Annotated in this window: 20 protein-coding genes; 17 read left to right on the forward strand and 3 right to left on the reverse strand. The window is 47.1% G+C overall.

What is annotated here, in order from left to right; all coding sequences use genetic code 11:
- Positions 1 to 27 precede the first annotated feature (27 nt).
- From M0L20_RS03660 to M0L20_RS03705, 10 genes are all read left to right on the forward strand, one after another.
- On the forward strand, positions 28 to 1,035 hold the full coding sequence (locus M0L20_RS03660; RefSeq protein ID WP_248475781.1) for a glycosyl transferase: 1,008 nt from the start codon (positions 28 to 30) through the stop codon (positions 1,033 to 1,035).
- 1 nt (position 1,036) lies between these two features.
- Positions 1,037 to 2,071 (forward strand): glycosyltransferase family 9 protein, encoded by a 1,035-nt coding sequence (locus M0L20_RS03665; RefSeq protein ID WP_248475782.1) that lies wholly within the window; start codon positions 1,037 to 1,039, stop codon positions 2,069 to 2,071.
- Positions 2,068 to 2,895 (forward strand): DUF5672 family protein, encoded by an 828-nt coding sequence (locus tag M0L20_RS03670; protein WP_248475783.1) that lies wholly within the window; start codon positions 2,068 to 2,070, stop codon positions 2,893 to 2,895. The genes M0L20_RS03665 and M0L20_RS03670 overlap by 4 nt, the downstream gene beginning before the upstream one ends.
- Positions 2,896 to 2,904: 9 nt before the next feature.
- The gene (locus M0L20_RS03675) at positions 2,905 to 3,927 is read left to right on the forward strand and encodes a glycosyltransferase family 2 protein (protein WP_232559506.1); all 1,023 of its coding nucleotides are present in this window, start codon (positions 2,905 to 2,907) and stop codon (positions 3,925 to 3,927) included.
- Positions 3,928 to 3,944: 17 nt separating this feature from the next.
- Positions 3,945 to 4,961 carry a hypothetical protein gene (locus M0L20_RS03680; RefSeq protein ID WP_248475784.1) on the forward strand — a complete coding sequence of 339 codons (1,017 nt, stop codon included), beginning with the start codon at positions 3,945 to 3,947 and terminating at the stop codon, positions 4,959 to 4,961.
- A 106-nt stretch (positions 4,962 to 5,067) separates the two neighbouring features.
- Entirely contained in the window at positions 5,068 to 6,168 is a 1,101-nt protein-coding gene (locus M0L20_RS03685) for a glycosyltransferase family 4 protein (RefSeq protein WP_248475785.1), read from the forward strand.
- Between the two features lie 4 nt (positions 6,169 to 6,172).
- Positions 6,173 to 7,066 (forward strand): glycosyltransferase family 2 protein, encoded by an 894-nt coding sequence (locus M0L20_RS03690; protein ID WP_248475786.1) that lies wholly within the window; start codon positions 6,173 to 6,175, stop codon positions 7,064 to 7,066.
- Positions 7,067 to 7,142: 76 nt separating this feature from the next.
- Complete coding sequence (locus M0L20_RS03695) at positions 7,143 to 8,525, forward strand: O-antigen ligase family protein (RefSeq protein WP_232559510.1); 1,383 nt, start codon at positions 7,143 to 7,145, stop codon at positions 8,523 to 8,525.
- Positions 8,525 to 9,691, forward strand: coding sequence for a glycosyltransferase family 4 protein (locus M0L20_RS03700; protein ID WP_248475787.1), 1,167 nt, complete (start codon positions 8,525 to 8,527; stop codon positions 9,689 to 9,691). Before M0L20_RS03695 ends, M0L20_RS03700 begins: the two co-directional genes overlap by 1 nt.
- A 22-nt stretch (positions 9,692 to 9,713) precedes the next feature.
- The gene (locus M0L20_RS03705) at positions 9,714 to 10,901 is read left to right on the forward strand and encodes a glycosyltransferase (RefSeq protein WP_248475788.1); all 1,188 of its coding nucleotides are present in this window, start codon (positions 9,714 to 9,716) and stop codon (positions 10,899 to 10,901) included.
- On the opposite strand, the gene M0L20_RS03710 is transcribed toward M0L20_RS03705, so the two are convergent.
- From M0L20_RS03710 to M0L20_RS03720, 3 genes are all read right to left on the reverse strand, one after another.
- A complete protein-coding gene (locus tag M0L20_RS03710; RefSeq protein WP_248475789.1) occupies positions 10,870 to 11,724 on the reverse strand; it encodes a polysaccharide deacetylase family protein in 855 nt (284 codons plus the stop codon). The genes M0L20_RS03705 and M0L20_RS03710 overlap by 32 nt on opposite strands.
- Positions 11,725 to 11,774: 50 nt before the next feature.
- Positions 11,775 to 12,539 (reverse strand): methionyl-tRNA formyltransferase, encoded by a 765-nt coding sequence (locus M0L20_RS03715; RefSeq protein ID WP_248475790.1) that lies wholly within the window; start codon positions 12,537 to 12,539, stop codon positions 11,775 to 11,777.
- A 66-nt stretch (positions 12,540 to 12,605) separates the two neighbouring features.
- On the reverse strand, positions 12,606 to 14,606 hold the full coding sequence (locus M0L20_RS03720; protein ID WP_248475791.1) for a sialate O-acetylesterase: 2,001 nt from the start codon (positions 14,604 to 14,606) through the stop codon (positions 12,606 to 12,608).
- 133 nt (positions 14,607 to 14,739) lie between these two features.
- On the opposite strand from M0L20_RS03720, the gene M0L20_RS03725 reads away from it, so the two are divergent.
- The 7 genes from M0L20_RS03725 (at position 14,740) to M0L20_RS03755 (ending at position 21,953) form a co-directional block, all read left to right on the forward strand.
- The gene (locus M0L20_RS03725; protein ID WP_248475792.1) at positions 14,740 to 15,657 is read left to right on the forward strand and encodes a glycosyltransferase family 2 protein; all 918 of its coding nucleotides are present in this window, start codon (positions 14,740 to 14,742) and stop codon (positions 15,655 to 15,657) included.
- Entirely contained in the window at positions 15,623 to 16,216 is a 594-nt protein-coding gene (locus M0L20_RS03730; protein WP_232559517.1) for a WcaF family extracellular polysaccharide biosynthesis acetyltransferase, read from the forward strand. Before M0L20_RS03725 ends, M0L20_RS03730 begins: the two co-directional genes overlap by 35 nt.
- Complete coding sequence (locus M0L20_RS03735) at positions 16,213 to 16,992, forward strand: glycosyltransferase family 2 protein (protein WP_248475793.1); 780 nt, start codon at positions 16,213 to 16,215, stop codon at positions 16,990 to 16,992. The genes M0L20_RS03730 and M0L20_RS03735 overlap by 4 nt, the downstream gene beginning before the upstream one ends.
- A 192-nt stretch (positions 16,993 to 17,184) precedes the next feature.
- Entirely contained in the window at positions 17,185 to 18,393 is a 1,209-nt protein-coding gene (locus M0L20_RS03740; RefSeq protein WP_232559519.1) for an MraY family glycosyltransferase, read from the forward strand.
- A 302-nt stretch (positions 18,394 to 18,695) separates the two neighbouring features.
- Positions 18,696 to 19,445 carry a Fe-S cluster assembly ATPase SufC gene (gene sufC / locus M0L20_RS03745; protein ID WP_232559520.1) on the forward strand — a complete coding sequence of 250 codons (750 nt, stop codon included), beginning with the start codon at positions 18,696 to 18,698 and terminating at the stop codon, positions 19,443 to 19,445.
- Positions 19,446 to 19,517: 72 nt separating this feature from the next.
- On the forward strand, positions 19,518 to 20,843 hold the full coding sequence (sufD, locus tag M0L20_RS03750) for a Fe-S cluster assembly protein SufD (RefSeq protein WP_248475794.1): 1,326 nt from the start codon (positions 19,518 to 19,520) through the stop codon (positions 20,841 to 20,843).
- Between the two features lie 189 nt (positions 20,844 to 21,032).
- On the forward strand, positions 21,033 to 21,953 hold the full coding sequence (locus M0L20_RS03755) for an esterase-like activity of phytase family protein (RefSeq protein ID WP_248475795.1): 921 nt from the start codon (positions 21,033 to 21,035) through the stop codon (positions 21,951 to 21,953).
- Positions 21,954 to 22,112: the final 159 nt, after the last annotated feature.

The following is a 22,112-nucleotide window of genomic DNA, read 5'->3' on the forward strand; positions in this document are numbered from 1 at the left end:
ATTCAGACTCCTTTCCGACCTGTAGTTATGACACTTGCTTTCACTATATGCTCCATTAATTATTTAGCTCAGGCCCGAACGTTAGGCGATTCACTCAAAGAAACGAATCCCGACTATACGTACGTAATTGGGCTGGTTGATAAGCTTAGTGTAGCCAACCTGCCCGCCGAGCTGATGCCGGAGTACGCCATGCTGGAGGTAGACAAGATCGGTATCCCCGATTTTGCCGCTATGTGCGACCGGTATGATATTACAGAACTCAACACCGCTGTCAAGCCTTTCTACATCGATTACTTCTTCAAGAATAATCCAGATGTCACTCAACTTATTTATTTTGACCCTGACATCATCATTTACCAACCGCTGCATAAACTGAACCAGGCGCTGCAACAACACAGTCTGGTGTTGACTCCGCACACATGTTCACCCACACCGGACTGGGAACGCCCCAACGAGATCCACCATTTAGGTACGGGAATTTTCAACCTGGGTTTTATTGGCCTGCGTAAGGACCAGACAGCACAAGAGTTTGTTGATTGGTGGAAAGAGCGACTGGTCTACGAATGCCGGATCGATCTATGCAACGGTCTTTTTGTTGATCAACACTGGGTTAATTTTGCACCAGTTTACTACGACAATGTTTTGATTGATCGTCACGTAGGCTATAACGTTGCTTACTGGAATTTACACGAGCGCTATTTCTCCCAGGATTCAGGTGGACAATGGCGCGTAAATGACACCGAGCTTCTTCAATTTTTTCATTACAGTGGGTACAACCCCTACCGGCCAAACGATGTGTCTAAGTACCAAACGCGGTTTACGTTTGATCCTGTGGAAATTCCCGGTCAGGAGCGCCCCGATGTAAAACCACTCTTTGATATCTATCGGAACAGGCTATTGAAAAACCACAATGATATTTATCAGAAATACCCCTGCGTATACATAAAACCCCCGAAGGTACTCCGGTACAAACGGGTGAGAAAGGTGCTAAACACGCCCTTTACTAGACTTATTTCGCTCTTAGAAACGCATTGATATGGCTTATTGGTCGCGCCAACGAGCCCTCTGGACTCACCGTTATAATAAATATACCCACATTGTGGGTAAGTATTGGTCGTTCGTTTGGAAATACCTCGAATTACGCCAGCTTAAATCTAAGCTGGGCGATAAGCCGCTGGTAGCGATCATCTTGTCCGAACAGATGGGTGATATCATTGCCTGTGAGCCTGTTGCACGTGAAGTTCGGCAACGCCATCCTGACGCACACATCCTTTGGGTTGTTCGGCAGCAATATGCTGAACTGGTTAAATACCACCCGGACTTAGACGGTTTTTTTGTTGAAAAGTGCCCTAGTGAGCGAGTCCTGCTGTTGCGTACCGGTATTTTCGATCAGGTCTATAACATGCATATTTCGCACCGCAAGTGCAAATACTGCCCGGAAGATCCGATTAACCCAACTGCTGATCAGATCAATCTGACGTTTGATAATTACTACGACCGTGGAGACTTGCTGTACATGTTTTCACAGGCTGCCGGTTTACCGGCTCTGACAGCAGAACCTAAGATGTACATTCCAGAGGAAGTTCGACAGCGCGTAGCGGCACTTCAACTTCAGGAATCCCCGATTGTCATTCACTGTCAATCAAGTCATATTATGCGCGACTGGCCGGTAGAGAGCTGGAATCGGCTGGTAAAATGGCTGCTTGATACGTATCCTTATCCCGTCATAGAAGTTGGCCTGCAATCGATTATCACTGAAGCGCACCCCAATTTCCGAAGCCTATGCGGTCAGTTGAGCCTGCTGGAAACGGCTGAGGTAATCCGGCAATCGCATTTATTTATCGGGATTGATAGCGGTCCGGCTCACATGGCTAACGCAACCGGTGCTACCAGCATTCTTTTACTTGGCCAGTTGTTCGACTTTGTCGATTACCTTCCTTATTCGGGACGTTACAAACGTGGGGAGGATGTTACCATTCTGAATAATTTCGGCCATCCCTGTGCGGAACTTCCTTACGCGTGGGTACAGGACGCTGTCTTACAGCGATTAGGTCAACCAAAATTTGTATGAAGTATCCGGTATCCGTGAGCGTCGGCGTAGTCATCCCTGTTTATAAACCAGATTTAACTGATAACGAGCGCATTGCGTTGACGCAGTGTATGCGCGTTTTAGGCCATTACTCGGTCTGGCTTGTAGCTCCACAATCCCTCGACATTTCTCTTTACCAGAAATTATACCCTTCTTTGCAAGTCAAAACGTTCGATGATTCGTTTTTTGCCAGTATTCAGGGCTACAATAAGTTGATGCTTTCAGAGGTCTTCTACAAGGCATTCACCGATGTAGAGTACATCCTCATTCATCAGTTAGACGCATTTGTTTTTCGCGACGAACTGGCGGACTGGTGTCAGAAAGGATACGATTACATTGGAGCGCCCTGGTTGCGGGATCGGGATTTTACGGGCTGGCGCGACGAGCTTTGGTTTACGGTCAAACAACGAGCTGCCACGTGGCTTGATTTAAAAAAGCCAGACGGCGTGACACCTAAAGAAATTATTAGTTTAAATGGTGTGGGCAACGGAGGACTTTCGCTACGTCGCGTTTCGGCTATGCTGCGCCATTTACCCGAACTAAAGCAAAAAATAAACAAGTACGAGCAAATTCATGTACACCAGTATAACGAAGATGTGTTCTGGGGAATCGAAGTCAATCGGTACTGGCCCCGGTTACGCATTCCAGACTATCGGGAAGCCATGAAATTTGCCATTGAATTTTACCCAAAGCGGGCTGTTGAAGACTATAACAAGGGGCAGTTGCCGTTCGGATGCCATGCTTGGGATATTCACGGCACCGCCTATTGGCGACCTATTTTTGCTCAGTATGGTTACCAAATTTGATTAGTGAGAATGGAAAATCCGGTTCGACCGACAATATCGGTTGCCTTGTGTACCTATAACGGTGAAACTTACTTACCTGCGCAGTGGCAAAGCCTACTCGACCAGCACTTATTACCCGATGAGATAGTGGTATGCGACGACCGCTCCACCGATGGTACAGTCGCCCTGCTGGAACGCTTAGCCGCTGAGGCTCCTTTCCGCGTACGGATTCTGGTCAACGATGTCCAACTGGGTTCCAATAAAAACTTCGAGCGCGCTCTGTCAGAATGTACTGGCGATTTGATTTTCATCTGTGATCAGGACGACTATTGGTTTCCCAATAAGATCAGTGTGATGACTGATTATATGGAGAAGCACCCCAATGATCAGCTTGCTTTCTCTGACGCCTGGGTGACTGATGAACATTTGCAGGGACGCGAACGACGATTCTGGACCTGGATTCGCTTCGATGAAGAGGCACAAAATCGTTGGCGAACGGGCGAGATGATGGAAGTAATGCTCGATGGCAATCGGGTCATGGGTTGTGCAACGGTTGTTCGTCGATCTTTTCTGAACAGAGTGATGCCTTTTCCCGACGAAGTTCCCGGCTATATCTACGATGGCTGGCTTGGTCTGGTAGGAGCCGCTTACAACGCCATTCAATTCGTTGATGAGCCGCTGCTGTTGTACCGAACGCACGTCCGGCAGCAGGTAGGTGTTCGTCAAAAAGAGCCACCTCAGCGCGTTCGTTTACGAGACCGTTTTTCCAGACACCGCGCTATAAAGCTAGCCCCCTTGCGTGAAAAGCAGGCGACACTGGCTACGATCAGTCGCTTACTGGCCGAGCGAGTACCGCAGGAAGCGCCGGGACTTACCTTACTTCGTCGTCGTCTTTCTCATTTTACAATGCGAAGCTGCCTGCCGCATGATCGACTGCGACGCTTGAAACCCGTGTTAAACAGCCTTCAGCAAGGTAATTATAACCGCTATGCCGACGCTGCCGCTAACTGGTATGCGCCGTATCTGGCGGCTCTTGGTGATGTGCTTGAATAATTAGTTCTGACTCGACTGTGCTACTAACCCTTTGTACGACCCGACAACTGCCGCAGGCATTGTCATTAGGCGATAGTTTTACGAAATATGCGTCTACGGATAAATCCTATCCCGTTATCATTGGTCTAGTTGACGATCCCGCTAATTTGCCGGCCGGTTTTCAATCGCCTTACCCTCTTTGGCCAGTTAGTGAATGGATGGATCAGGATCAGATTCGCACGCTTTCTAGTCAATACACGCCAACAGAGTTTGCAGCGGCCTGTAAACCAGCCTTTATCCAGGAGGCCTTCCGGCGTTTTCCCGACCAGAACAGCCTGATCTATACCGATCCAAATAGTCTGTTCTTTAGTAGCCTAGAACCGATCTGGCAGCAACTCAAGTCCGCCAATGTGTTGCTGACTCCTCACATCACCCGCGCTCCTGGCGGCTCTGCTAAACCGGGTCAGGAATGGCCCGACGAAAAGTTTTTCCAGAACATTGGCCTATACAGCGCTGACTTTTTGGCCTTTCGGCGGTCGGCTGAAACCGATAGATTGCTAGCCTGGTGGAGAGATCGTGCTGAAACCCGCGCTTTTATCGATTTCTGTAAAAGCTTATGTACGGATCAAATCTGGCTGATGCATCTGCCGGTTTTCTTTCAGAACGTAGCAATTATTAAAGATACGACCTGGCACGTAGCCCTCTGGAACCTTCCTCAACGGCGTTTGCAGCAGGAAAACGGTACATGGAAAGTAAGTGGCAATACAGCGCCGTTGTTATTCATGAACGCTAAAGGGCTGTATAACCCGAACGAAGGCTTTTTTCCCTATCAAAATCGCCTAAAATTCGCGGAAAGGCCAGATGTGGTATCGCTGATTGCGGCTTACAGAAAAACCATTTCGGCCCATAACGATCCGAACATGACAGCCACTCAGCCTGCGTATGGGCAGCAACCGGAGCCTGTTGTATTGCGAGGTTGGCGTCGGGTAACTGTCGAAGCCATGCGCATTGTCACAAAGTTCGTGGAAGAAGTCCCACTCCCTGTCCTACGATAAATATCCAGCTAAGGAGAGTCAGGTATAATCTTGGCTTTGTCGCTATAAGTTGTATTTTTGCAGGCGTATTTTCTCAAAAAAATACAAACTAGCTGATTCTTGTTCAATGAATGTTCTATACGACCATCAATGCTTTACAGGGCTGACATACGGGGGAGTATCCCGCTATTTCTTCGACTTGATGAGTTCGTTTTCCAATCGCTCTGACATTGAGTTTGAACTGTCTCTGCGGCTTTCCAACAACGAGTATCTTAGCAAAGCGTCGTTTAGCAGGCACCTTCGGTATCGGCAGCTAGCTCATCTCCGGAATGTAAACCGGGCGGCCTCACTGTTTAATCGGCTGTATAGCTTACAACGCATCAAGGCTGGTCAGTATGATATTTTTCATCCTACTTACTACCACCGGTACTTTTTAAAATCCATTACTAGACCGTTCGTTCTGACCTTTCACGATGCCACTAGTGAACGCTATGGTAAGCAATACCCTGACGTTGGGGAAGGGCTTTATGAGGTAAAAAAGCAACTGTTGCACCGGGCCGACCGGATTATTTCAGTCTCAGAATTTTCCAAGCAGGAAATTCTGAGATTCTTCCCGATTCAGCCTGATAAAATTAGTGTCATTCACCTGGGCACTAATTTTAAAGACGATTCTTTACAAAACGCACCAAGAGCTTTTGATTTTCCTTACCTGCTGTTTGTGGGAAAACGGGGGCTCTACAAAAATTTCAATGTCTTTTTTCGGGCCATTCGACCGGTTCTGAACCGTTATCCCGATTTGCATCTTGTTTGCGCTGGCGGTGGCGCTTTCACCGCTGAAGAACAGGGCTTGTTCCATTCGGCCCGAGTTAATGAACGCGTTCATTATCGCCCAATTACTGATGCAAGTTTGTTTGGACTCTACCGGCACGCGCAGGCTTTTGTCTTTCCGTCACTCAACGAAGGGTTTGGCATTCCTGTTCTGGAAGCATTTAGCGCTGGCTGTCCGGTCATCGTTAGTGATCGAAGTTCCTTGCCCGAAGTTGCTGCCGACGCTGCCGTTTATTTTGATCCTGAAGACGATGAATCGATTGCTAATGCGGTTGAAAAAGTCGTTATGAACGACAGCCTACGTAATGAACTGCGCCAGAAAGGTGCCGAACGGCTAACGCATTTTTCGTGCGAACAAACAGCTCGTCAAACACTGGCCGTCTACCAATCTTTACTGTAAACTCATGACCCGTTCCGATAACTCGCTTTCTTCGTTCGTTACGCAGTCCTATCAACCGCTTGTGGCAAACGATGGCCGATCTTATCCGAAGCTAACGGTGGTAACGCCTTCGTATAACCAGGATGAGTATCTGGAGCGTACGATTTTAAGTGTATTGAATCAGCAATACCCAAATCTTGAGTATTTTATAATTGATGGTGGTTCGACAGACGGAAGCTTAGACATCATAAAAAAGTACGAACCGTATCTGGCAGGCTGGGTGAGCGAGAAAGATCGCGGACAAACAGACGCGATTAATAAAGGTTTTCGACTGGCGACTGGCGACTATGTAGCCTTTCAGAATTCGGACGATGTGTTTGCGCCAAACGCGTTCGCGCGGGTAGCCGATGCCTGGCGGAAAAATCCAGATACGGACGTTTTTTTCGGTGATATGTATATTACTGACGAAGATGACGTTATTCTCGAAGAGATGCGTGCGCCGAAGTTCTGCGTCGAATGTCAGATCTACGAAGGAATGCAGGTTTTTAACCAATCGCTATTTATAAGCAGAAAGCGTTTAGAGCAGTTCGGACTGCTGGATGAGAGTCTTCGCTTTGTGATTGATTACGAAATTGTATCGCGCCTAGGGGTTCAGCCAAGCGTTCGCTTTCAGCACGTTGACGGCTTTTGGGGAGGATTTCGCGTTCAGCCCAATGCAAAATCGTCTACGATTCAAACCGTTGGGCTTAATGAACACCAACTGGTGAAGGAAAAGTACCGTCCTCAGCTACAAAGTTCGCTTGGGCCTTCGTTCTGGAGTCGGTATTGTCGGTTACGCAAACTGGTCACATTTGTCTTACAGGGTGAGTTTGGTTATGTCCGACACCGGCTACAGCTACGTCGTTCCAACCAAAATTGAATTTACGTTCGTCGTCCATGTGCGTAGTCAACAGCGTATCTAATCTGCTGACCGTACGTAATAAACCATACTATTTATGAGCGGTCTCATTCGTTTTTTGCAGACACTCGATTACATGCGCCTTGTGCTGGGTATATGCATCCTTGTAGATGGATACCCACTCATTTTCTTTTTCCGGGAAACCCTCAAGCTAGCTCCGGGCAGCACGGCCTTTACGGCGGCAGCGCTGGCAGGTGGATTAGTGCTGATGGTTCCTTTCACACTTTTCAGGCGCTTGTACCGTCCAAACATCACTATGTTAGGGCTGGGCGTTGGATTCCTGCTGCTCTGTATATTTTATATGTATGTGTACATGGGTGATCCCGGTTTCAAGGATTACACCAAGGATATGATCTATTATACATACATTTTCATTTTCATTTTTCTCCTTATAAACATTCCCAACGATATTATCAGGGTGTTTATCCCGGTCGTCATTCTGTTTACGTTTATATCCAATCTGGGTCTTATCTACTCTCTGATGACAAATCCAACTTGGGCACTTGGGCAACGAGCGACCATTACGTTGGGTGATAACGATGAAGGTTCGGGAAACCCCCACGCGTTTGCCCGCAACGCGTTTATGGGCCTAGTAGCCTGCGCGATTTGGCTGGTACGACCACAGACAGGTGTAATCTTTCGGTTATTCGCGTTGTTTGCCGGCATTCTGAACCTCGCTATTCTGATATTGACGCAAACGCGGTCTGGTATTCTGGCTATGCTGATAGCGTTAGCCTTTTTTATGTTCTACAATGTACGTCCGGCCCAAATTCGAATGGCAGTCCGGGGTATTTTCCGACCCATTCCTATTATCACAATTATCCTAGGTTTCGTTGGCGTGGTCATCTTCTTTCAGAAGTTTAGTGATACCTACGGAATCTTGTATAGTTATGTACTGGCCTTTGCGGAACGGAATCTTGAAAACGTGTACGCTTTATTGGGACTAAAAGCAAAAGGAGCGGCCTATCAGGCAACGCTGGACGCTTCGGCAGCGAACCGATCCGTCAGTGCAAACTTCTTCTCGAATGTATTATCCGGACACTTGTATATGCTGATTCTAGGCTACGGGTATAAGTTTTTGTATCTCGACGTACCGGTCATGGAAGCCTTAACGAATCATGGCATACTGGGTTTCGTGTTTTTTGGCGGTCTGAATGGCCTGATTTTCTATCACATATTGACAATCATGCGGACCAATCCGAACCCGTTGAGCACGTTTTTAGCTTATTTCTATATGTTGATCCTTGTCACCCTGTTTACCAACGGACGACCCAACGAAATAGCCTTCTGGTTTCCCTTGGCACTGATGATTCGGTTTATTGGCGTTGAGCACTTATTCCCGACTTATTTATCAAATCATCCAACAGCGGCTGACGGTACGGATCAATATGTTGTTGTACCTAACAATCAGGCCTCCTGATGCGTATTCTGATTGTTCATAACATCCTATGGGCACACTATAAATCCGTTGTGTTTCAAGCATTACAGCGCCTGGTTGATCAACGACCTGATGTAACTATGCTTGTGCTGCAAATTGCGCGTAACGAACGCTCCAGAGCTGGGCTGGAAGTTGAAGTAGGCACGACAGCCCCTACTTATGCTTATGACTACGACTTACTTTTTGATCGGTATTTAGAGGATGTAACCTTGGCTGAGCGAATGCAAGCTCTGCTCCAGAAAGCCAGGAAATTTCGACCCGATGTAATACACCTTACTGGTTACTACGACCCAGCTCAACTATTACTGCTAGGATGGGCTAAGGTTCAGGGCATACCCGTTGTAATGCAGAATGAGAGCACAGCCGTAGATCACAAGCGAGGCAGCTTAAAAGAGTACTTTAAACGGTTCGTCTTTAGTCAATGTGCCGGTTTTTTTTGTTTTGGTAGTCAGTCCGCTCAATACCTGATACAATTAGGCGTAAAACCGGCAAAGATCCTGCTTCAGAAAAACGCGGTAGATAATGCTACGCTTCGTTCGGTTTACGAAAAATCCGTTAGCCAACGCTCTGACCAGCAGCAGGCTTTGAGCTTACGACAGCATAATTTCATTTTCGTTGGCCGGCTGATCGAATTCAAAAATTTACCAACGCTCATTACAGCATTTGCGCAGGCTATTACTCAGTCGGCCATGGCGCATCAGTGGGGCTTGGTTTTACTGGGCGATGGTGTAGAGAAAGACTCTTTACAAACTCAGATCAATGCGTTAAACCTTACTGATCGGGTAACTCTGTTATCAGGTCGTCCGTGGTTCAGGGTACCGGAGATACTGGCTCTCAGCGATGTCCTAGTGCTACCAAGCCGGTCAGAACCTTGGGGTTTGGTTGTTAATGAAGCAATGGCTTGTAGTTTACCCGCTATTGTGTCAGAACGATGCGGCTGCGTTCCGGATTTAGTGCACGACGGTCAGAATGGCTTTGTGTTTAATCCTGATCAGCCTACTCAATTAGCCGATCAGCTTAAGCAAGTTATGGACGGATTGGTTGATCTAAAGCGGATGAAAAACGCGGCTGAACAATCAGTTGTCCCTTATTCTCCCGAAGCGGTAGCTCAGGAAATGTTTGACGGTTTTAGTAAAATCACGACATAACGTTTTACTTCGCAGCACGTTTATGCGAATCTTAAATATTTGTGCTTATACCTGGGAAGCCGGAGGCCCACCCAAAATCATCTTCGACCACACGCAGGTTGCTTTGCGCTATGGTCATCAGGTCGATATTCTCAGCCCCATTACTGCTGGCGAAAAACCGTATCCGGTTCCCGAGGGTGCTAGACTGATTTTATGCCGACGCACACCGGTGATCAGCCGTTACTTCAGAGAATTCTCGGGCGAGCTTTATCAATATATCAAAAAGCACAGCAAAGAATACGACGTTATTCACTGTCACGGTCTCTGGCATTTTGGAACGCTGGCTCCGTTCATGATTGATCACAGTGTAGCAAAAGTGATCACGATTCATGGCGTGCTCGACCGCTGGGTATACGCGCACAACAATTGGAAAAAACAGTTGATGGACACGCTGGCTCAGAAACGATTTCTCCGCCGGGCGGATCTAATTCAAATAAACAACACAGACGAGCGAGAAGACATACTTCGCTATCTGGGTACTCCTCATTCCAATGTTGTTATCCTTCCGAATGGCATTAAGCTGAGTGATTTTGCGCAGTTACCGCCAAAAGGCAGGTTTCGACAGAAATTTGGCTTACCCTCGTCCAAAAAGCTGGTCTTATTCATGAGCCGGCTTAATGTAAAAAAAGGGCTTGGCCTGTTATTACCGGCATTCAAAGAATATGTCCGCCATCATCCAGATACTGTCCTGGCAATAGCCGGGGGTAACGATGGCTATGAAGCGACTACCCGGCAGTTTATAGAAGACAATAAGCTTGGTGATTCTATTCACCTTGTAGGTATGCTGACCGGTGACGACAAGAAGGCTGCCCTTGTAGACGCCGATCTATTCACGCTGCCTTCGTACTCGGAGGGCTTTTCTATGGCGGTGCTCGAGGCTATGGCGGCTGGCACCCCCGCTTTAGTGTCGGATCGAGTCGGTTTTGGTGAGACTATCCGTCAACATGAAGCCGCTGGCCTCATCAGTGATCTGACTCCTGAAGCGCTTCAGAAAGAGCTAGAAAAAATGCTTGGCGATTCTCAACTCCGCCAGCAGGTTGCCCAAAATGCTACTACGCTGGTACAAACACAGTACGATATCGACATTGTTGCTAAGCGCCTGCTGGATGAATACGAAAAAATTGTACGCGCAAAAAAACTTAAATCGTCACCTGTTTCTGAACTACCTTAGACCAGTCTACCTGCCGATCAGCCTCCGCCAGATCAACGAAAGGAAACTCCATTAGAAGCTGTTTGAGCTTGGGCAAGCAGTTTTTCAGACCGTAGTACGATTTGAACTGGCGCGACCGGCTCAGACCCGGGATCATGGGTTGTTCTGCGTCGAAGTCGCGGGGGTGAAAATACGTCATTACGTAGGGCGAGCGGTTCATCAAGCCCCTAATTGCCCGGTAGGGTAGCAAGCGGAAATAGCCCCCGCCTGAGAAGATCAAATCCTGACCCATCACTGCCGCCGTATTGATCGGAAACTCCTTTAGCAAGGTGCCATTGATATTCAGGTAGCCCGGCTCAAACATGCCCAAAGACGCGTCGCCACCGTGCGCCCGCCGAGCCGAAAAGACGGAACAATCAACCTCGATACCTTGCTCCATCAAAATCGGGAAAACCCAGCGATTGTAGGCTTTGATCGAGAAGCCGGGCGCTCGGTACGACCGAACTTTCTTACCCGTAATATCCTGCAAATGCTTAATGGATCGTTCCAGATCAGCCTGAAACTCAGCCGGGGTCTGCTCGTAAGCAAGCTGGTGCGCGTACGAATGCGTTGCAATTTCGTACCCTGCCGCATCAATGCGACGGATAACGTCAGGATGCTTGTCAGCTACCCAGCCTAAGCAAAAGAAAGTCGCTCGGCTGTTTGTGTCTTCCAAAAGCTGAAAAATACGGTCCATATTGGCATGAATCCGCGTTTCGTAGCGGCTCCATTCAGCCTCAGTTCGCGTCGACGCATTGTCCAGAATATGAAACCACTCTTCAATATCAAATGTCAGGATATTCATAAGTATAAACGTCGCTAACAACCGGAGCAGACCGTTGCTAGCGACTACAATTAATAGAAACGCTTTCCGGCGGCAAGAAACGCTTTAACGTCATCGCGGGTCGGGAACGTAAAATAGGTCATTTGGGCAGCGTCATTTTCGATTAGCTCATAATCGCCTGAGTGGATCTTCTCAATGGACTCCAGGATAGCGTCCATGCCCATTTTCTTTGTAACATCGATCAATTGAGCCTGACTCATTCCCCCGATCTCCAATTTTTTCTGAACGAGAATCGGCCCACTGTCAATACCTTCGTCAACAAAGAAGACAGATACACCTGTATGTGTCTCACCGTTTTTCAAGACCCAGAACGACGGCATTAAACCCCGATACTTCGGTAAAAGAGCGGTGTGGAGATTGATGCAACCGTACGTCGCCACATCTAACAGCTTCCGTTTGAAAATCTGATTACCGGCAATTGACACTAACAAATCAGGTTTGTAAGCCCGGATCTTCTCCAGATTTTCGTCTTTGTTGATCGCTCCTTCGATTGTAATCAGGGGTATGTTCCGGTCAGCCAGCACCTTTCTGACGTTATTACGGCTATCCATTTTAGAAAGCACGTACTTAAATCCGTACCGGACAAAGAAGGGTAACCCAAAAATATCGTAGGTTTTCTTCATCTTCTCCCCGAAGCTTTCCCGCTTACCAAATGGCGATACGTCAAAAACTACAGTAGCTACAACTTCAGCATAGGGAGGCAGTTTTTTCAGCAGGTAATCAATATTTCGGGCGAGGTAGAACGGATCGTCCTGCGTCAGAATCACAAGGCGCATAAATCGTTAGATAGAGGTTGTTGGTCACAAAACTAAGCAATCCATCGTAAAGCAAAGCTTCATTTCTTAACGAACGATAATCTTGTGGCTAAGCTGTTGTCCATCTGCCGTTTCCAGATAGGCGATGTAAAGACCCGCAGCGGCTTCTTCCAAACCAATTGACAACTCATCATAAGCCTTACCGCGCCAGTCTTTCACCAGCCGCCCCATCAGATCCCGCACAGCAACCGACGTGATTGTCATATTCTTCGCTTCGATGTGCAAAGTACGGTCAGCAGCCAATGGATTCGGATAGAGTCGTACGGGAGGCTCCACTTCTGCAACACCCAGGACGAGTGGTTTCGAAACAACCTCGTTACTGTATGCTGATTCCGAAGTATTGCTGTACGCGCGGAGCCGATAATAGTACGTGCCGAACGGATTTGACAAACTGCCGTCTGTATATGAACTTGGCAAGACAGATGAGTTCGTAGTAAAGGTGATAAGTCGCTTAAATCCACCTCGTGTGCTATCGCTTCGTTCCAGAACTAGTGTCTGAGCCGTTGGGGGTGTTGTCCAGCTTAGTTGGATAGCTTTTTCAGAAATCGGTTTTGCAGCAAGGGTCGTTATGGTCGAGATGGCGTCCGCAATGGGTACGCCATCGAAGCTGAACGCCCGCATTCCTCGCGAATTTTTAAGCGTTGGTCCGTTGTAAAAAGGGGACAAGGCATCCGAAAAGTAAGCGGGAAGGTACCGAATTGATTTAGCCGACGACGGCTGTCTAAGGCTTACGACTACTCGGTTTCCTTTAGTGGTTCCCCCCGAAAGAAGTCCAGCCTGTCCGTCCAGATAAAAGTAATCTTTCAGCGCCCGACTTCCAATCATCTGCCCGGTTGCAAAGTTGTAATAGGCTGTATCTTTCCAGACCATCTGCATGTCGTTATCGAACACAAGCGTAATGGAGTCTTTACGAGCGTTATAGAACACTTTTTTAATATCCGGCGAGTTAATCTGCAAGGTGTCTTTGTAGCCATAAAAGTCCCGCGCTATCTGCCGGAACTGCTCATAAGCCAGTTGCTGATGTCCGAGCGGATCATAATGGATTCCATCATAACCGCGTCCGCCAATTGTCGCAATCGATTCTACGTTAGAAAACAAATATTTCGTTCGTCGCTGGAAGTCTCGCAGAGCAGCCGCCCCTTCCACTTTATCGGCCAGAATGTTGATTTGGCCAACGTACAGCCGGGCATTTCCATAGTCTTCGTGAAACTGATTGTAGAGCGTTTTAAATTTCTCGTCATAACCGGCAGGTTCATTACCAGCCTCGTCTTCGCCCTGCTTCCAGATAATGGCTTTTACATTTTTATCAACGCCAGCCCACTTCGCCCGAAAAAGTAATCGTCCGTAGAATGTGCTTAAATCGGCATGATTGGCCGGATTCCTCGCCGAAAGCGCTAGAATTCCCGTTCCGCCGTAAGCCCCGTTCAGGACCAGCGTTGGTATGCCATACTGCTCTAGAATTAGCCGCTGGAGTGTCAATCCGAACCCACCTACGCTCCCATACGGGTCTTTGGCCCCGTACCACCGCATATCGTTCGGAATGTCCGTAGATCCATAAACGTAACTGGCATTACGCAGGTATTTATCATCAAAATTAAAGGCATAATATTCTTCAAGACCCGACAGCGCCAAGGCATTCGATTGGCCGTGAATGATATAAACGTCTCCGCAGACAATACGCTTCCGATCCGCTACTAACGTAGAGTCAATCCCCTTGTACGTAAAAACCCGGAATTCATATTCGGCCCGTTCCGCTTTAATTGTGCTCGTCAACTTAAACGACGCATTAGCGACTGACGACACAAGCGTCTGGCTAACAGCTTGTATTAGCTGGCCTTCGCGCAGCACCTGCATCCCAATTTTCTGGTAGCCAGTATTGGTAACGGTACCGCTAACGGTTACATCGGCTTGGCCGGCGGCATTGCGCGGATAAAGCTGAAGGTCTCGCGGTATCTGGTCGAAACGTACTTGCGCTGTGACCGTAAAATAGCATAAAAACAATATCAAGCTGGTGTGGAGTAACTTCATTGACTTTTTCCTCTCTAAAAAAAGTGATAATATTGCACCATAAATCAGGAGTAAACGCTTCTGTAAAAATAACCGGATTTCGGAATTACAAGCTGTTTTGATAAAGCGATTTTAACAGGAGTATTACTTGGGCATGGCCGACGTATCAGTCATAATTTTAACGCATAACGAGGAAAAACACATTGCCCGGTGCTTGCAGAGCCTGCATCCCTTTACCGACAAAGTATTTATTGTCGACTCGTTTTCAACCGACCGAACCGTCGAAATTGCTCGTTCGCTCGGTGCAGTTGTTGTACAGAACCCTTGGGTTAATTACGCGATGCAGTTCAACTACGGCATTGATAATACGCCGTTTAAGACGACCTGGCTGATGCGGATGGATGCGGATGAGTATGTACTACCTGAATTAGCGGCTGAAATCAACCAGCGTCTGGCGACGTTATCAGATGATGTGTCGGGTATATACGTTAAGCGACGAGTTCTTTTTTTCGACAAATGGATACGGCACGGTGCTTACTATCCAATCTGGTTGCTAAGGCTATGGCGCCGTCAGCAAGGTATCTGCGAGGAAACCTGGATGGACGAACACATTAAGTTATCACAAGGTAAATCCATTCAGTTTCAGCACGATCTGGTCGATCATAATCTGAACAACCTTACCTGGTGGACACAAAAACATAACAATTATGCCATCCGGGAAGTCATTGATTTATTGAACATTAAATACAATTTCGACAAGACGCAACGAGTCGAACCTAAATTATTTGGCTCGCAGGAACAACGAGTCCGTTACCTAAAAATACAATATGCGTCATTACCTTTGTTTACTAGACCGTTTTTGTATTTTTTCTATCGGTACTTTGTCCGACTAGGGTTTCTGGATGGAAGACGAGGATTAGTTTGGCACTTTTTGCAAGGACTTTGGTACCGTTTCTTGGTAGACGCCAAAATGTTCGAAGTGTATTTTCACGCTGGACGAGACAAACAGGCAATTATCGAATTTTTCAGAACGCATTATGGCAAAGACCTCAGCCCAAACAACCGACCCTGAGAAGGCAGTCGGCCGCACGGATCTGTCGGTTTATGATATTAGTTGGTATAAGCCCGGTCCGCGCTGGAAAATCATTTTATGGTTTCTGGTAAACTCGGTTACGCTTAATACATACCTGCCTATTCCTATTGCCATCAAACGATTTATCTTGAAACTGTTTGGGGCCAAATTAGGCGTTGGCGTAGTTATCAAGCCTGCCGTCAACATCAAATACCCTTGGTTTCTGCGGGTAGGCAATCACGTCTGGATTGGCGAACAGGTATGGATTGACAATTTAAGCGAGGTTGTGATCGGCGATCATAGCTGCCTGTCTCAAGGTGCTCTTATTTTGACAGGCAACCATAATTATCGGCGATCCACTTTTGATCTAACAAGCCAACCTATTACAATTGACGACGGCGTCTGGATCGGTGCTAAAGCGGTAGTCTGCCCAGGGGTACGTTGTCATTCGCATTCGGTTTTGGCGGTTAATTCGGTAGCTACCCGTTCGCTGGAAGAATACGGAATCTATCAGGGTAACCCGGCGGTCTGGGTTCGTAAACGAGACATTGCAGCGTGAAAGTATCTATCATTACGGTTGTCTTCAACGGAGCCGAACACATCCGGGATTGCATCGAATCAGTCCTGAACCAGACATATACAGATATAGAGTATATCGTTGTAGACGGAAAATCGACAGATGGAACTGTTGACATTATCCGCTCTTATGGTACAAAAATTGCTCAATTTGTATCTGAACCGGATAAAGGGTTATATGATGCAATGAATAAAGGCATTGGCATGGCTACCGGCGACGTGATTGGCTTGCTCAATGCGGATGATTTTTACCGGCATGATCGGGTTATTGACAACATGGTTGCTACGTTTGTCCGGACAAACAGCGATGCGGTTTATGGCGACATGATTTATGTAGACCGACTTGATAGTCAAAAGCTTAAGCGTTACTGGCGTTCAGGCTGGTATCGGGACAATGCTTTTTTGTGGGGCTGGATGCCCGGCCATCTGTCATTCTTTGCCAAACGATGGTTGTACGAAAAACACGGTCTTTTCCGACTCGACATGAAGAGTGCCGCCGATTACGAATTGATGTTACGCTTTATTCACAAAAACAAAGCCAAGCTGGCTTATATGGACGAAGTGACGATTGTTATGCGGGCGGGTGGTATTAGCAATAGCAGCCTTAAAAACAGGATTCGGGCCAATCAGGAAGACCGAATCGCCTGGGAACTAAATGGATTGACTCCTTATTTTTTCACCTTATGGCTAAAACCATTGCGCAAACTAAAACAATACATTACCAAACCCCCAGCCATACCGACAACTACGGTTAAGTAGTAGCCGTACCGTTTGATCAAATTATACTTGTGCTTTTGCGTAAAGAATAGATTTTTACGCCAACCTAAAGTACCTCTGCACTTAGTTTTGTGCAAAAAAACGCTCCACACCTTTTAACATAAATGGGCTTTGTCTGATAAACTGCTCTAATAAAGGGTCACTCGGTGGTAATTCACCTAACTAAAAAGCCTTATGAATCTCGATCTATTAATTGCTTACCTACAGAATAAGATGACCGATGAACTGTTCAAGCTCGGCTTGTATCAGTGCATTCTTTCTTTTCTAGTAGCCTGTTTTGTATCTGTCGTATCGATTCCGGTCGTCATAAAGATTTCCGAGCTTAAATCGCTCATGGAAAAACCGGGAGAACGCCGTGCACACTCCACCCCTACACCAACATTCGGCGGTATCGCTATTTACGCTGCCGTTCTGATTGCTTACTTCCTATGGCCTAGCATTGACCAGACGGATGTATACCGGACAAATTTGTCAGTAGCGGGGATGACTATCCTGTTTTTCATTGGCATTAAGGATGATCTGGTAGGGATCGATCCCAACAAAAAAATTATATTCCAGATTCTGGCGGCAATGATTCTGATTTTTTTCGGCGATCTGCGCGTCGATTACCTGTACGGAATCATGGGTTTCCACCACATCGCCGAAATTGTTGGCATCCTGTTGACGTGCTTCATTTTTATCGCGCTCACCAATGCTATTAACCTTATCGACGGTATTGATGGATTGGCGGGTGGTATTGCGACCATTGCCAGCGGCACATTTGGGGCGTGGTTTTTACTGACTAACCACTTCGCGATGGCTTGCTTAGCCTTTACACTGACCGGAGCACTGCTAGGCTTTTTGCGGTTTAACTTCTCGAAGACCAGTAAAATTTTCATGGGCAATACAGGCTCCCTGATTATTGGTTTCATGCTGGCTTTTTTCGCCGTTCGTTTTGTCAATCTGAACGCTTCTTACCGCTTCGAACCTACAGCTTTCTTCAATGCGCCCATTATCGCCATCGTTATTCTGATTGTCCCCATATTTGATACGTTGCGCGTGTTTCTGGTGCGCATTCTGGCACGTCGCTCACCGTTCTCCGCCGACCGCAACCACATGCACCATATCTTACTGGATAATGGTCTTTCTCACGCTCAGGCTACGGCTGTACTTTGCGGAGCATCACTGGCAAACACCCTGCTGTTTTTTCTGCTACACCGCAATATCACAAATACCCAATCCCTGCTGATTTTAGGAGGTTTGTTTGGGGTTTATATGATTGCAAGCTTTTCGCTGAAGATGCGGGCTATGTACGTATCAACCCACCCACGTCGTCGCCGGGCGGTTTTACGTCGGGAGCTGCAAAGTGGCATCATTGGCCGTCGTATCGTAGACTACCTATAGCCCCTAACGGCGGCTTAGTTTTTCTCATTTACCTTAGTTTTTCTCATTTACTTAGATTATGGAAAAGCAGGACTGTACTACACCAGTCCTGCTTTTTCGTTTCGTTTGACCGAGGTTAGAAACAAGTTACGCTGGCGTAAACGGGATTTTAAGAAGGTCTCTTTTGCTAGGCTAGCCGGTTTTGACAAATAACAGAGCCCACATCAACTTTTAGATAGCTGATTTTGTTATCCTCACAAGTCAGATACTGTTTCATCTGTTATCTTTGCGGCTTCATTTGGCCGTCACGTTCTATTTCTATTATGTTATCGATCAGCAATTTACAAGCCTTTATTGGCGACAAACAAATACTAAAAGGTCTCGACCTGCAAGTTAATGCCGGTGAAGTCCACGCAATTATGGGTCCAAACGGGGCTGGTAAGAGCACGTTGGCATCCGTTCTGGCAGGTCGTGAGGACTACGAAGTAACGGGCGGTAGTGTGTTGTTTGATGGCAAAGATCTCCTGGAGATGTCTCCTGAAGATCGGGCGGCAGAAGGAATTTTCTTGGCGTTTCAGTATCCGGTCGAAATTCCGGGTGTGAGTACGACCAACTTTCTGAAAACAGCCATGAACGAGATTCGCAAGTATCGGGGGCAGGAGCCACTCGATGCGGTGCAGTTCCTGAAGTTGATGAAAGAGAAGATGAAACTCGTCAACATCGACCAGTCGCTCCTGAGCCGATCGCTAAACGAAGGCTTTTCGGGAGGAGAAAAAAAGCGGAACGAAATTTTCCAAATGGCCATGCTCGAACCTAAGCTGGCTATTCTGGATGAGACGGATTCGGGATTGGATATCGACGCCTTGCGGATTGTAGCTGATGGGGTCAACAAACTCCGTTCGCCGGAACGGGCTACTATCGTTGTTACCCACTACCAGCGCTTACTGGACTACATTGTTCCAGACTATGTGCACGTATTGTACAAAGGCCGCATCGTTAAGTCGGGCCCCAAAGAACTGGCTCTTGAGCTGGAAGAAAAAGGGTACGATTGGATCAAAGCCGAAGCAATATAGTCCTCATCAAGCAGTAACGAGTCGGCAGTTAGCCTAACCTATTTACTGCTTGCCGTTAACTGCCAACCGAATATGAATCCTTCTTACGCATCATATAACGAATTTAAAAATCAGCTCCTGGCCGCTTTTCGAACCAACGAAGAGCGCATGAACGGAGAAAGCAAAACCCCGTTGCACCAGCTTCGCCGGGCGGCTTTAAACCAGTTCGATCTGTTGGGCTTTCCGACCATTCGACACGAAGAATGGAAGTATTCCAACGTTAGTGGGTTGTTCAAGGAAGCTTTTGACCTCGAAAGTCCGACTACGCTCACCACAGAAGACTTAGTCCCGCTGGAAATACCCAATCTGGATGGTAATATTCTGTACTTTGTCAATGGTCGCTATCAACCCGAACTTTCGCGGATTATCAGCCCCTCAGAACAGGTACAGATTACAAGTTTTGCAGAAGCGACAAAAGCAAACCCTGATCTGGTAGGTTCGCATTTCGCTCGTTATGCCGACTATCAGGACAACGCATTCACGGCTCTCAACACGGCTTTGGCCAGCGATGGTGTCGTGATTCACGTACCTGCCAATAAGACGGTTGAGCAACCTATCATTTTACGCTTTGTCACGGATGCCCGACAGCAGAATATCGCGTCTCAACCACGTAACCTCATCATCGTCGGTGAGAACGCAGAGGTAACCGTAGCAGAATCGTACAGAACGCTTGGCGATCGTTCCAGCTTTGTCAATGTCGTGACGGAGATTGCGCTGGACCGTGAAGCGCGGATGCAGTATTACAAAGTCCAGGACGAGAGTGAGAAAGCTTACCACATCGGTACAACACAGGTAAGCCAGACCGACAGTAGTCATTTTTATTCGGCTACCGTCACACTCAATGGCAACTTCATCCGTAACAATCTCAATATTGTTCTCAACGGTCAGCACGCCGAAGCGTTTATGTACGGCCTTTACATGCCGAACGGGCGTCAGCATATTGACAACCACACGCTTGTTGACCACGCTATGCCTAATTCGTACAGCAGTGAGTTGTACAAAGGCATTCTTGACGACAATAGTACGGGGGTCTTCAACGGTAAGATTTACGTACGGCCCGATGCCCAGAAAACCAATGCCTACCAATCGTGTAAAAACGTGGTGTTGTCTTTGGGAGCGTCCATGAACACCAAACCGCAGCTGGAAATTTTTGCCGACGACGTGAAGTGCTCTCACGGCACGACGACGGGTCAGCTTAACGACGAAGCGCTGTTTTACCTGCGGTCGCGGGGTATTCCAAAAGACGAAGCAAGAACGTTACTTCTTTACGCCTTCTCGCAGGATGTACTAAGCCAGATCAAGATTCAACCTATTCGGGAATACCTGGAACGGGTTGTAACAGAAAAGCTAACTAAGTAAGCGGAGCACAAATTTTTTGCAGAAAGCCGGGTAATCGTCAACGATGCCCGGCTTTTTCTATGGAAGCTGGTTTTCTTTTTTTACGCTTCATTGACGGCAGCCTGTTGCTTTGCAGCGATTCATTTAAAAAACTTACAGACTGTGGACGCAAATTAATTCCAGCTTATTTTAGCGTATCTTTTCCGGACGATGAGAACACTCTTATTTATTTCTTGCTGGCTTTTCATCAATACATTTACGCTTGGTCAAAGCATACGCTTCACATTCGAGGGAGATTCAACCACACTGCCATTCGTTCGGGATAGTCTGCGAGGAATTTCCGGACTTGAAATAATACCCGCTACTGGTGATTGGCATTTTGTCAGCGATAGAGGCTGGCACTTTACGTTCACATCCATCCATAAAATCGGAGACTTAAGTGACGGTGCCCGTGTTAAGGCTGCTCAAAAAACCCCGTTTTGGTTTGAAAGCATCCGCTACAACGCCCAGGACAGCACTTATTTCTGGACGGACGAGCATGAATTTGTAACTTCGCTTCATTACGGAAAAACAATCGGTAATGACGATTGCCAGTTATTGGTAAAGATCCCTCTTCCTGGTTCGAACAAAGGACTTGAAGGAATAGCATTGACACCTTCCGGCACTCTTTGGGTAGCCCCTGAAGCAGGTTGGGAAGGCCAAACGCAACTAAATCAGGACACGATCAGCTTTATCCGATATGCGGACCCACAGGTTGCTGATCCCATTGCCGAGCGGTACAAATACAGAATTGATCGTTGCCCGTTCGCGCAGGGAGAAGAGCGGTTAGGCGGTATTTCGGAAATACTCGCTGTTGATGATCAGCGTTTACTAGTATTAGAACGCTGCTATGATGCCGCACAAAAACGTGTAACAGCTAAATTGTACCTGGCTACCTTGGACACAACGGCCAAAACGTTACAGAAACAGCTGGCTTTCGATTTCAATACTCAGTTTCCCGGAATCGTTTGTAACTTGGAGGCAATGGCTTGGGCGGATGCTCAGAAACAAACACTTGTTTTGGTTGCAGATGATAATTTTCGTCGGCAAGGAACATTGCGAAATCAGATTATCCTACTTCAACGGCGCTGAAAGTAACTAGGTCACCTGGTAAGGAGTGTTTAGATCATTTATACGTGATCGTTATTTCGCTTACGACTTGGTATAAATGGCATCGCTGCCAACTTATCAAATAGGATAAAACTAATATTTAACTTAACAATATAATATATGATCGTTACAACCGCGTTA

Origin of the sequence: Spirosoma liriopis (genome assembly GCF_023196085.1) — a bacterium.
GTDB classification, from domain to species: Bacteria; Bacteroidota; Bacteroidia; order Cytophagales; family Spirosomataceae; genus Spirosoma; species Spirosoma oryzicola.